Below are 12,542 nucleotides of genomic sequence, written 5' to 3'. Positions count from 1 at the left end.
ATATAAGAGATTGAATTCACTTGTAGAATGATAATTAAACAGTTAAATTTGACATTAGATGACAAATAAAAACGCGAATAATGATGCTTAATTCATGGAAGTTTTTAAGGGAAGCGAATACAGCTCGGGTACTATGTCATGTTGCTGAAAACTACGGTATTACTTTTGAGCAATGCCTAGAAAATACACAACTGACGAAACAGGATCTTTATCGAGAAAATTTTGAAATCCAAGAGCGAAATGAATTACAGATCATTAGAAATATTCTGAATCTAATCTCTGATGAACATCCCATTGCGCTGGAAGCTGGGCTTCGACATCACACCACCACATTAGGGGCTTGGGGATTTGCAATTTTAAGTAGTGCCAATGTCAGAGAAGCGTTGTTGATTGCGATACGTTATCTGAAATTAGGCGCAATTTTTTCTGATGTGGCCTTGCAAGAAGATGGTGAATTTACTCATTTGAATTTATTCCATCATGATCTAAGTGTTGATATGCAATTATTTATTTTAGAAAGAGATATTGCCACGATCATCACACTTCAAAATGATATTCTTGGTGCTCAATTACCCTTTCAGATAGATTTAGCGATGACCAAGCCTTGCTATGCAAACCAGATAGAAGGCTTAACAGGCTATCCTATTTTTTATGATAAACCACAAAGTCGAATCACGATTCAATCTGAATTGTTGCTTACCCCATTGCGTCAAGCTGATGACTTCACTTTTATGCGTTATCAAAAAGAGTGTGAGCATGTATTTCGACGCCGAAAAAGCTTAGGGGACTATAGTAAAAAAATACGTGAGTTTTTATTAAAAAATGCATCCCAAATGCCGACGATTGAAGATATATCGAAAGCTTTAGCTGTCAATATTCGTACCATTCAGCGCAATTTAGCCAATGAAGGGATTACGTTTCACCAATTGGTTAAAAATTTACGTGAGGATTTGGCAGATGATTTATTGCTGGGTACTGATCTCACAATAGATCAAATTTCTGAACGGTTGGGTTATGCAGAAGTATCTGTTTTTTCTAGAGCATTCAAGCGCTGTAAGGGTATGCCACCAGCAAAATATAGAAAGATGATGCAACAATAGCAGAACACAATACTGAGATCATACTAAGACGTTAATAAAAATTTAATGACAATTTAGGTCATCATTTGCACTAGATAATCTACTTTCAAAAGCTATACTCGATAATATAAATAATGAAGTTATAGATAAAAATTCCAAAGAGGGTGCGTTTATGTCGGCATGGATGACACATCAAATACATAATCAATTTGATGAGCTTCAAGATTACAATCTATATACAACAGATCCAATCTTACAAGAAATCTTACAGCGTTATGGCAGTAGAAACTCAGTCCATTTAAGTGAGTTTGGCGCAGTCGTAGGTTGTGAAAGCTTTTATCACCATGCTGATCTTTCCAATAAACATCCTCCTATTTTACATAGTTTTGATGCTCGAGGCAGGCGGGCAGATTTTGTTGAATTTCATCCTTCATGGCACAAATGGATGGCGTTAAATCGTAAATATGCGGTTCATGCACATCCTTTTCTAAATTTTACTCAAGAATCTGGTTGGGTGGATTGGGCAGCAAAATTCTTCCTCAGTGGTCAAGTGGAGTGTGGAAACTTATGTCCAAATTCAATGACCTTGGGCAGCATTCCATTGATTCAAAAAGAACCTGAGCTGTGGAAAAAGCTAGGAGATAAACTTTTATCCACTGAATATGATGAACGTGATTTACCAATTGCTCAGAAAAAATCGATTTGGATTGGAATGGGCATGACTGAAAAGCAGGGTGGTTCTGATGTGCGTGCTAATGAAACGACAGCTGTTCCAGTTGGGCAGTCTGGAAGAGGACAAGCTTATTTACTAACTGGGCATAAATGGTTTTTTTCAGCACCTATGTGCGATGCACATTTGGTTGTTGCTAAAACTGAGCATGATGGATTGGCGTGTTTCTTTGTTCCGCGTTGGTTGGAAGATGGCACAAAAAATGCGATTCATATTCAACGGCTCAAAGAGAAGGTTGGAAATCGCAGCAACTCCAGCTCTGAGGTCGAATTTAAAGAAGCTTGGGGCATTATGATGGGGGAGGCTGGACGTGGCATTCCGACGATTATTGAAATGGCGAACTATACCCGATTAACGTGTGCGGTAGGTTCAAGTGGCATTATGCGTCAGGCCCTAGTACAAAGCATTGCCTATACTCGTCAACGTCAAGCATTTGGTAAGAGACTCATTGAGCAGCCATTAATGCGGTCTGTGCTCACAGATCTTGCTTTAGAAACTGAAGCGGCAGTGCAGTTGAGTTTCCATTTGGCTCATTGTTATGAACATGACAGCGAACTTTGTTTGGCATGGAAACGTATCATGACACCAGCAGCAAAATTTTGGGTCTGTAAAAGAGCAGTAGAGATGACTGGTGAAATGATGGAAGTCTTCGGTGGCAATGGCTACGTTGAACATGGCATCATGGCTCGTCTCTTTAAAGAAGCACCTGTGAACACTATTTGGGAAGGGTCAGGTAATGTCATGTGTCTCGATGTGCTTCGTGCTATTTCACGTGATCCTGAATCAATCGAGCATTTATTTAAAGATTTAGCATCTACTGCAAGTCACGACAAAATACTTAATGAAGAGTTGCAGGGATTGTTTAGATTATTTCATCAGGAACCTGATGATTTACAATTTATGGGGAGAAGCTTAGTCAGTCGTTTGGTTGTGCTCTCTCAAGCAGTATTGCTGAAACGTTATGCGCCAGATTTTATTGCCAATGCTTTTATTGCGACGCGTTATCAAAAATTTCATGGTCAAGTGGTGGGAATGCTTGATCCTAAACAAGTAGATGTGACCTCAATTTTAAATCGAGCATTTGCCGCTTAATTATTTTCCAAAACCCTTTTCTGATAGACAGCCAACACATAGATGCGGTTGGCTGTTATCGATACATAAAAATAAATAAGTACGACAGTGTGAAAAAATAGAATTCACTAGAATCGTGTCATTAAAAATTTTTAAATTTTGATCATATTAAAGTGAATAAAACATGTTGATCAAAAGTTATCTCCTCAATAAAGATTATTCGTCATTATGCACATGCAAAAAAAATCAAAAAAATTAAAGTATTTTTTGGTCTTAGTGGTTTTGGTTGCTTTAGCTCTTTCTGTTTATTTCTATATTCAGTCACAAAAAAAGCAGCCAGAACCGCAGACCGTTGAAGTCACTCAAGGTGATCTAACGCAGATTGTTAAAGCCACAGGTGAAATTTATGCATCTGATATTGTCTCCGTGGGTGCACAAGTCTCAGGTCAAATTCAAAAGCTGTATATCAAGTTAGGACAGGATGTAAAAAAAGGCGAATTAATCGCTGAAATTGACTCGACAACACAGTTGGACAAGCTCAATACCAGTAAAGCCGAACTTGAAGCTGCGAAGGCAGACTTGGCAGCGAAACGTGTCGCTTTACAAACTTTAAAACAAAACTATCAGCGTAAATTAACCTTATACAAAGCTGAAGCAGGTTCTCGTGAAGAGCTCGAACAGGCGAATAATCAGCTTAAACAAGCGATTGCAGATGTTGAGTCAAATGAATATCGGCTGAAACAATTACAGATTAATGTGAATACAGCACAAACTGAATTGGGCTACACACAGATTCGCTCTCCATTGACGGGTACCGTGGTTTCCATGCCTGTTGAAGCTGGCCAAACCATTAACTTTGCACAAACGACACCTTTGATCGCGACGATCGCCAACTTGAATAAGATGGAAATCCGAATGCAGGTCGCAGAAGGTGACTACACTAAATTAAAAGAAAACATGCCAGTTAAATTTAGCACCTTGGCAGACCCCAATGTGAAATTAGATGGTGTGATTCAAAGTATTGATCCTGCTTTAACGACCCTGACCAAAGGAACTTACGACGATAAAAATGAAAATGCGAATGCAGCAGTGTTCTACTATGCAAGAATGTTGGTGGACAACCCTGAGCGTAAACTCAGTATCGGTATGACAACCCAAAATGACATTATTGTAAATCAAAAAAAGAATGTGCTGAAAATTCCGAAAACAACGGTGATTGGATATGGATCAGATGCCATTGTTTACCTCTATCAACCTGATACAAAACCTCAACCAAGAAAAGTCGTGACTGGAATTTCTGACTCAAATGATATTGAAATCAAGTCTGGTTTAAAGTTGGGTGAAAAAATTTTGGCAGAGGCACCTGACGATAGTGCGAATACATCAGGCGATACTTAATGAGTTTGATTGAACTAAAAAAAATAAATAAATTTGTAGGTCCAGAAAATAATCAACAACACATCCTAAAAGATGTCAGTCTCAGTATTGAACAGGGTGAGTTTATTTCGATTATTGGGCAATCAGGTTCAGGTAAGTCTACTTTAATGAATTTACTTGGATGTTTGGATCAAGCCTCTTCAGGACAGTTTCTGTTTCGTGGACAAGATATTTCCTTATTGAGTAATGATGAGCTTTCATCGTTACGTTTAAAAAGTTTTGGGTTTGTGTTCCAACGCTATAATTTATTGAATGCTTTATCTGCTTTAGAGAATGTCGCCTTGCCCGCGATTTATTCAAATTTGAATGCAGAAAACCGTGCAGATCGAGCACTGCAACTTTTAGCTCAGCTCGGTTTAGCTGATAAGAGTGACAATAAACCCAATGAAATGTCGGGTGGACAGCAGCAACGAGTCAGTATTGCCCGCGCGCTTATGAATGGTGGTGAGGTTATTTTAGCCGATGAACCCACAGGCGCTTTGGATTCTGAAAGTGGTGAAATGGTCTTGCAAATTTTGGAAGATCTACACCGTCAAGGGCATACGATTATTTTAGTTACTCATGATAAAAGTATTGCAGAACGTGCAGATCGTGTCATTGAAATTAAAGATGGACGCATTCTTTCGGATACGCAGCGTAAATCTTTAGGGCAAGTTTCTCCATCAAAAGTTTTTCATGCGGACATGAAATTCAGCTTTGTTTCCCAAGTGTATGAAGCGATGAAAATGTCTTTGCACTCAATTTTCGCCAATCGTTTAAGGTCATTTTTGACCATGCTAGGGATTATTATTGGCATTTGCTCAGTCACCATTGTCATTGCCATTGGTAATGGCGCAAAAGAAAAGTTTTTGAATGATTGGGGAGGATTGAAAACAGCAACACTTGAGATTTATCCGGGGGGAACAGCTTTAGCTGCATCAGCCAGCCGTTTAAATATGGATGATTTAAACGCTCTCAATGAGATGAAAGAAATTACCCATGTTTCTCCACATGTCAGTTTAAGCGGGAACATGATTTATCAAAATCGTAATATTGATGTGAGTGCAACAGGTGCAGATGGTTTTTATTTAAAAATTAGAAACATGAAAGTTCAACATGGTCGCTTTTTTACACAGAGCGATGTTGAACAGCGCTCCCAAATCGCAGTGATTGATAAGCAAGCTGCTGAAAAATTATTTGGACAGCAAAAATTAGCTTTAGGTAAAACAGTCTTATTTAATAAGCGTTCTTATGAAGTTGTTGGAATCGCTGAACCTCAATATAGCTCAGGTTCTTCACAAATTTGGATGCCTTATAATGTATTGATGTCACAAATTTCAAGTAGTGATAATGTCAATCTGCTGACTGCGGTACTTCATCAAAATACTGACTCAGTAAAAGCTGAAAAGAAAGTAAGGCAGCTATTGATTGCTCGTCATGGTGTGGAGGATTTTGATATATATAACAGCGATGAGTCTATGAAGTCCTTTGAAAAATATTTAGGAACGATGACCTTCTTTATTTCTGCAGTAGCCTTCATTTCATTGGTCGTAGGTGGCGTTGGTGTGATGAATATCATGCTCGTTTCTGTGACCGAGCGAATTAAGGAGATTGGCTTACGAATAGCAGTTGGTGCTCGCCAAAGCGATGTGCAGGCTCAGTTTTTGATTGAATCTGCGGTTTTATGTTTAATTGGTGGCGTAATTGGTGTTGCGATCGCCTTGATCGCCAGTTTTATTTTTAATGCGATTAGCTCAGATTATAAGATGGTATTTTCATGGTCAGTTGCTATTATCGCACTGCTATTTTCAACGTTGGTTGGTTTGATCTTTGGTTATATGCCTGCTAAACGTGCTGCAAACTTAAAACCAATTGAAGCCTTAGCCCATGAATAAGAAAAAATTAGAGATGGCTGTTCAGTGAGTATTGTCTGTATTAACAGGTATTCAAAGTTCAAGATACTAAAGTTAACATTTTTTATCGTGGAATTTATTGTTGCAAATCAGTCTAATATTTTAACTGTAAATTCGATTTTTTTACTTACTAAACCGTAAGTACTTCTCATCCTTCTTCTACCTCAATAAGCTTTTAATTCGTCTTGTTGCACTGCCACATCCGCAGTATGACGAGGGGAAATATGGCACTTTTGCTTTAAAGCTTATTTAAAAAATAAAGATCAATAAGAACCATAGATAAATTTATCTCATGAGGCTGATATGAAAAATCTCCTAACCACTAGTTTATTTGTGACCACCATTGCTTTAAGTGGCTGTAATGATTCTGATGATAAAATTCCAAAAGATTCATCAAATCTATCTCCACTCACTTTGCAGACTTATACTCCTAGAGAGGATGCTGTTTTTGCCGTTGCATCAACTTTAATTTCAGGAAAAAAAGATGCTATTTTGGTCGATGCTCAATTTCAGAATCAATACGCTAAAGACGTAGTCAATCTGATTAAGAAATCAGGTAAAAATTTAAAATATATTTATATTTCCCATAGTGACCCTGACTATTATTTTGGAACCAATGAAATTTTAAAAGCGTTTCCAAATGCTAAGGTTGTTTCAACCGCGCAGACAGCTTATTTGATACAAGCCTCTAAAGAAGATAAGTTATCAGTTTGGCAGCCACAATTAGCAAAAGGCGATGCCCCTGAAAAGATTATTATTCCTGAAGCCTTAAATTCAGGATATATGGAATTAGATGGGCAAAAGATTCAAGTCCAACTTGATCCAGAGGATTCCGCACATAGTTTCTTATGGATTCCAAGTTTAAAAACAGCATTGGGTGGTATTTCGGTCGCTTATGGTGAGCATTTGTGGATGGCCGATACCAATGGTGTGCAAGGGATCGATCTTTGGAAGAAGCAAATTGATAAAATACTGAGTTTAAATCCTGAAAAAGTGATCCCAGGTCATTATGTAAAAAGTGACTTTTCACCTAAGCCATTGGATTGGATTAAAGGGTATTTAACGAACTTTAAAACAGCAGTTACTGAAAATCAAAGCTCGGAGGGGATTTTGGGATATATGAAAGCAAAGTATCCAGATCTTGAGTCGAGTGTAGAAGTGCTAAAAATGTCTGCACAAGTATTTGCCAAAGAAACCGATTGGAAAGTCGCATCTCCTTATCCGCCAATAGGACAAAAAATACAAGTCGATTTTACGAGTTTGAAATTTGATCTTGATGTCAAAGACCATCAGAACCTAACTTTTACAGGTGCTGGTGGCGCAGTTGGGCCAGATCTTTCTGAAGCGGTAAAATATACACCTGTTGAGATTGCTAAAAATATTTTTATGGTTTATTGGCATGAGGATAAATCAGGAGATAATGTCGTTCATATTCAAGATTATAATCGAGATATCGTTTACACCAACATTGCTGGGAATGATGGAACAATTCATCTTAAAGGCAAAATACAGGGCGTCAAAGGTGTAATCAAGGACATCGGTTTACAACAAGCATTGAACAAACCATTCTTCGCTATTGGAAAGACTTTGGTGTTAAACATCAATGGTCAAACGCGGCATCTTGAATTCAAAGACCAAGGTCTTTTAAATATCGCATCAGGACAAAATACATCTGCCAATATTGAATATGTAGCCACACAGGTTGGACCTGAGCAGTTTATGGTGTATTGGACAGATGATGCGACTAAAGAAAATGTTGTATTAGTCATCGATCAAAAGCAAAAGATCGTTTACCAAAATATCGCAATGCCAGATGGAAAATTTAATCATCATCGAGGTACATTTTGTCTTCTACCGGAATAATGATGATTTAGTCCTTTCTATGCTGTGTAAGAGCACCTTCGGGTGCTCGAGTTATTGATCAATTTAACATAGAAAAATGGCAGAGCTAATTTGAAACATTGTATACCTTCGATGTAGGTCATTGAAAAAACCATTATCAATTTGCTTGTAAAATATACAAAAAAGCGTAATATCGCTTTCCCATCATGAAGGATGGGTAAACTGAAGGCGATTAAAAAATGGCAAAGAAAAAAGCGTTGCCAGAGGTTGTGATTCACAACTTTGTGGCAAAACATATGCATGAAGTCAACAAAAGCCAAGTTTTTGTAGATCGTAAGAAAAATGCAAAACGTGGCTATAGCAAGCACAAAAAAGGGAGATATTCGAATGATTATCTCCCTTTTTTTATATGCCTAAACACGTGAAGGTTAGTCTGCTCCACCACTACTTCCACCATAATCTATATCTACATATGATGATTCGCTCATTTGGTGTTCAGAATTCATCGTTCAACCATGATCTAGCGTATAATTTGAAATAGGTTTATTGGGTCTTGAACTACTTTTTAATTTACTAACATATAAATGAAATAGAATTACCGAGATCGCTACGATCGACATGAAGATAAAAAAAGCCAATTGATCATGTTGTTACTCAGCTGTATCTCTGCTTAAACGGGGATTCGTATTAAGCATTTACAATACGATTCGATTTCACCATATCCGCTAAACCATGGTGACGGAAATAATATTCCATCCAACTTTTCACAATGAGTGGATTACTCATTTTCACCACTTCATCTAAAAGCGTTTGCGCATCTACCATTGGAACATGACAAATTGCTTTACGGACTCTGAGAATATTGCTCGAACTCATTGAAAGCGTATTAAAGCCCATTGCCATCAGTAAAATTGCTGAGAGTGGATCGCCAGCCATTTCACCACAAATACTGACAGGTTTGTCATATTTATGACACTCTTGAACTAAGCGTTGCAATGCTCGAAGCACTGAGGGATGGAAGTGAGAATAAACACTCGATACACGTGGGTTATTACGGTCGACTGCCAACAAATATTGGATTAAATCATTCGAACCCACAGAGAAGAAATCAACTAATTCTGCAAACTCACCAATTTGAAGTAAAACACTAGGTACTTCCACCATGATGCCAATTTTAGGACGATTAATTTTAACTTGTTCTTCTTCCTGAACCGCAGCTAAGTCACGCTCAATAATATAAAGCGCTTCTTCTACTTCACTGACGCTGGTGATCATTGGCAGCAAAATATGCAAATTATTCAAACCAACACTGGCTTTTAACATCGCACGAATTTGTGAAGAGAAAATCTCAGGATGATCCAAGGTAAAACGAATCCCTCTCCATCCTAATGCTGAGTTTTCTTCTTCTATTTCGAAATAAGGTAAATCTTTATCTGCACCAATATCCAAAGTACGCATCACGACTGGTTTATTGGCAAAGTGACTAAGTTGTTGACGGTAAATCGCTCGTTGCTCTTCTTCACCCGGGAAACGGTCACGCAACATAAATGGAATTTCTGAACGATAGAGTCCGACACCTTTGGCACCACGTTGTACACCACGCACGACATCAATCATTAAACCTGTATTCACAAATAAGCGTACTGCAACACCATCAGGAGTGATGGCATCTTTGGTTTCATACTGTTTAAGATCTTTGGCTATTTGTTCTTCTTCTTTTTGGATGTCACGATAACGTTGACGTAAACGGCGTGGTGGATTGATAAATACACGTCCTTGATAGGCATCAACAATCATTTCCACATCATCAAGGGTAGTCACCGGAAGTTCGGTGACCCCAACGACTGTCGGTATACCCAAAGCACGTGCCACAATCACCATATGTGAATTGGCAGCCCCTTCAGACGTCACAATCGCTGCAATCTTATCGACAGGAAGTTCAACCAATGCTGCCGTACTGATTTCTTCACCCACAATGATACTGTCATTACTCAGTTCTCGGTGACTTAAATCATCTTCTTGAAGTGCTGCTAAAATGCGACGTCCAAGGTCTTTTAAGTCTGCAACACGTTCTCGTAAATAATCGTCTTCCATTTGTGCAAAGATTGCCACATGACGATCAATAACGTGTTTAACTGCACCTTGAGCCCAGTGACCATCACGGATTAACTCTTTGATTTCAGCAGGCAGGGCATTCTCATCCAACATTCTCAAGAATACGCTAAATAATGCACGTTCCTCAGACATCAAAGAATCTTGCATTTTTTCATCAAGTGATTGAATTTCTTGGCGAACTGAATCAACCGCATGATCAAGTAATTCAAGCTCTTCACTAATATCTTCAGCTTCGCGGTCAGGTACTGAACCTAAATCTGCGGGTGGATAAAGAATAAGTGCACGACCTAATGCAATACCACCTGCACCTGATGATCCTTGAAATGTTTTATAGGTTGGAGAATTATTTGGCTTACGGAAAACATCAATATTTCCAACTGCATGCGCATGGGCGATAACGCCAGAAAGTTGCGCACAAAGTGTGACTAAAAACGATTCAGCAGCTTCGCTAAAGTCTTGTGGTTCAGTATTTTGAACCACGAGAACACCCATGACTTTTCGACGATACATGACAGGAACGCCAAGGAAAGAGTTATAAATCTCTTCACCTGTTTCTGGAAAATACGCGAAACGCTCATGCTTAAACGCATTCTCGATATTGACGATTTCCTCGCGTTGCCCAACGAGTCCGACCAAACCCTCACCCAGCTGCAGTGAGACATTGCCAATGGATTCAGCGTTTAAGCCTTTGGAAGCCATCAGAACGTAACGTTGGTTACGTTCATCAAGTAAATAAATAGAGCACACATCTACATGCATTGCTTCAGAAATTTGGTTGACCATAATTTCTAACGAATCATGCAAACTGACAGACGCATTGATTTCTTGGACAATGCGCCGTAAAGAGTCTAATTGCATGTTCGACATGTAGCGGTGCTCCTCTTAAAGGGATGTAATTATGGTGATTATTCAAATAGTCGAAATAAAAATCAAACATTTAAATTCAATGTTTAATATAAATCATGCTATGGCAGATGCATACACAATTCCAACATGGCACGACGGTAAACATCTTTTTTGAAGTTCACCACTTGGCCTAGTGGATACCAATAGCTGACCCATTGCCATTGATCAAACTCTGGCGGATCATTTAAGTTCAACTGAATATGATTCGTTGACGCGACTAATTTCAATAAAAACCATTTTTGCTTTTGTCCGATACACACAGGATCAGAATCTGATCTGATGTAGCGAAGTGGCAAACGATAATGTAACCAACCTTCGGTCTGAGCAATTATTTGGACGTGCTCCGGCAATAACCCGACTTCTTCACGGAGTTCCCTGAAAAGTGCCTGTTCTGGAGTTTCACCAAATTGGATGCCTCCTTGAGGAAATTGCCAAGCATTGTGACCAATGCGTTTTGCCCATAAAACTTGTCCAATATCATTTGCCAAAATGATCCCGACATTCGGTCGGAAACCTTCTGAGTCGATCATTTGGCACCTAAAATTTATTAAATTCGTTGACTTTGGGTTCGGGGGCATCCACTCTCTATGCCCAACTCGAAAAGTTCAAAGTAATAATGTTTTAAAATTGCTATGATCTTAACGAATTTCTATCGACTAGCGGAGATAGATTTACATTTTTTTTCTTAAATTTCAGTTTGAACGAGTAATTTCATGAAATTGGCGTTGTTTGATTTAGATCACACCTTGTTAAATACCGACTCTGACCATTCTTGGGGTGAGTTTTTAGTCAATGAAGGCTTGGTTGATCCAGTTCGACATCGCGCCATGAATGACAAATTTTATGAAGACTACAAAGCAGGACAACTTGATCCAATTGCCTACAACGAATTCGTATTTGAATTTTTAACGCAACATGACAATGAGTATTTGACCGACCTACATCAGCTTTTTATGCAAAAAGTGATTCGACCTCAAATGCGTCCTGAAGGTTATAAAGCGATTCAACGTCATCAAGATGCTGGGCATCAATTAGTAGGGATTACCGCAACATCAGATTTTATTACTGCACCTATTTTTCGTGAATTTGGTATTACAGAAATTATTGCAACCAATGCAGAAGTGGTTGATGGTAAATATACGGGTAAAGTCATTAATATTCCGTGTTATCAAAAAGGTAAATTGGCAAGATTAGATCAATGGCTCGAGGGACGAGACGTTACTGAATCATGGGCATATTCAGACTCCATTAACGATCGATTCTTATTGGAATATGCGGATCATGCGATTGCAGTCAATCCAGATGATCGTCTTGAAGCATTGGCTAAAGAGCAGGGTTGGGATATCCAAGACTGGTCCATTTAAGACAGTTTTATTCTCAAAATTAAATCATTGCTAAAGCCATTGTATCAATGGCTTTTTTTCATTGATCAGCATTGAAATAACTTGAGATGAAATTCAGCATAAATTT

At 38.5% G+C, this 12,542-nt stretch carries 9 protein-coding genes; 7 read left to right on the top strand and 2 right to left on the bottom strand.

What is annotated here, in order from left to right; translation table 11 throughout:
* Positions 1-83 precede the first annotated feature (83 nt).
* From AC1M9P_RS08635 to AC1M9P_RS08610, 6 genes are all read left to right on the top strand, one after another.
* Positions 84-1,100, top strand: a complete 1,017-nt coding sequence (locus AC1M9P_RS08635; protein WP_481587338.1) for an AraC family transcriptional regulator — start codon at positions 84-86, stop codon at positions 1,098-1,100.
* Between the two features lie 151 nt (positions 1,101-1,251).
* Complete coding sequence (locus AC1M9P_RS08630) at positions 1,252-2,901, top strand: acyl-CoA dehydrogenase family protein (protein ID WP_481587337.1); 1,650 nt, start codon at positions 1,252-1,254, stop codon at positions 2,899-2,901.
* A gap of 213 nt (positions 2,902-3,114) precedes the next feature.
* Positions 3,115-4,278: an efflux RND transporter periplasmic adaptor subunit gene (locus tag AC1M9P_RS08625; protein ID WP_481587336.1), complete on the top strand. Its 1,164-nt coding sequence runs from the start codon at positions 3,115-3,117 to the stop codon at positions 4,276-4,278.
* A complete protein-coding gene (locus AC1M9P_RS08620; RefSeq protein WP_481587335.1) occupies positions 4,278-6,191 on the top strand; it encodes an ABC transporter permease in 1,914 nt (637 codons plus the stop codon). Before AC1M9P_RS08625 ends, AC1M9P_RS08620 begins: the two co-directional genes overlap by 1 nt.
* A 321-nt stretch (positions 6,192-6,512) precedes the next feature.
* The gene (locus tag AC1M9P_RS08615; RefSeq protein ID WP_481587334.1) at positions 6,513-8,072 is read left to right on the top strand and encodes a MoaF-related domain-containing protein; all 1,560 of its coding nucleotides are present in this window, start codon (positions 6,513-6,515) and stop codon (positions 8,070-8,072) included.
* A gap of 218 nt (positions 8,073-8,290) precedes the next feature.
* Positions 8,291-8,476 (top strand): DUF7230 family protein, encoded by a 186-nt coding sequence (locus AC1M9P_RS08610; RefSeq protein WP_035264181.1) that lies wholly within the window; start codon positions 8,291-8,293, stop codon positions 8,474-8,476.
* 262 nt (positions 8,477-8,738) lie between these two features.
* Here the strand turns inward: AC1M9P_RS08610 and ptsP are convergent, their stop codons facing one another.
* Positions 8,739-11,033, bottom strand: a complete 2,295-nt coding sequence (gene ptsP, locus AC1M9P_RS08605; protein WP_481587333.1) for a phosphoenolpyruvate--protein phosphotransferase — start codon at positions 11,031-11,033, stop codon at positions 8,739-8,741.
* 98 nt (positions 11,034-11,131) lie between these two features.
* A complete protein-coding gene (locus tag AC1M9P_RS08600; RefSeq protein WP_035264177.1) occupies positions 11,132-11,602 on the bottom strand; it encodes an RNA pyrophosphohydrolase in 471 nt (156 codons plus the stop codon).
* A 183-nt stretch (positions 11,603-11,785) separates the two neighbouring features.
* Between AC1M9P_RS08600 and AC1M9P_RS08595 the strand changes: the two genes are divergently transcribed.
* Complete coding sequence (locus AC1M9P_RS08595; RefSeq protein WP_481587332.1) at positions 11,786-12,436, top strand: HAD family hydrolase; 651 nt, start codon at positions 11,786-11,788, stop codon at positions 12,434-12,436.
* The last annotated feature ends 106 nt before the right edge of the window (positions 12,437-12,542 follow it).

Source organism: Acinetobacter sp. 25-47-122 (assembly GCF_056779695.1).
The sequence above is the reverse complement of the archived record's forward strand: the minus strand, read 5'-3'. Positions and strand labels throughout refer to the sequence as shown.

Excerpts from the sequence above, each read along its gene's own strand:
- AC1M9P_RS08625 (WP_481587336.1), top strand. The coding sequence starts at position 3,115 with ATGCAAAAAAAATCAAAAAAATTAAAGTATTTTTTGGTCTTAGTGGTT.
- AC1M9P_RS08600 (WP_035264177.1), bottom strand. The coding sequence starts at position 11,602 with ATGATCGACTCAGAAGGTTTCCGACCGAATGTCGGGATCATTTTGGCA.
- ptsP (WP_481587333.1), bottom strand. The coding sequence starts at position 11,033 with ATGTCGAACATGCAATTAGACTCTTTACGGCGCATTGTCCAAGAAATC.
- AC1M9P_RS08630 (WP_481587337.1), top strand. The coding sequence starts at position 1,252 with ATGTCGGCATGGATGACACATCAAATACATAATCAATTTGATGAGCTT.
- AC1M9P_RS08595 (WP_481587332.1), top strand. The coding sequence starts at position 11,786 with ATGAAATTGGCGTTGTTTGATTTAGATCACACCTTGTTAAATACCGAC.
- AC1M9P_RS08615 (WP_481587334.1), top strand. The coding sequence starts at position 6,513 with ATGAAAAATCTCCTAACCACTAGTTTATTTGTGACCACCATTGCTTTA.
- AC1M9P_RS08610 (WP_035264181.1), top strand. The coding sequence starts at position 8,291 with ATGGCAAAGAAAAAAGCGTTGCCAGAGGTTGTGATTCACAACTTTGTG.
- AC1M9P_RS08635 (WP_481587338.1), top strand. The coding sequence starts at position 84 with ATGCTTAATTCATGGAAGTTTTTAAGGGAAGCGAATACAGCTCGGGTA.
- AC1M9P_RS08620 (WP_481587335.1), top strand. The coding sequence starts at position 4,278 with ATGAGTTTGATTGAACTAAAAAAAATAAATAAATTTGTAGGTCCAGAA.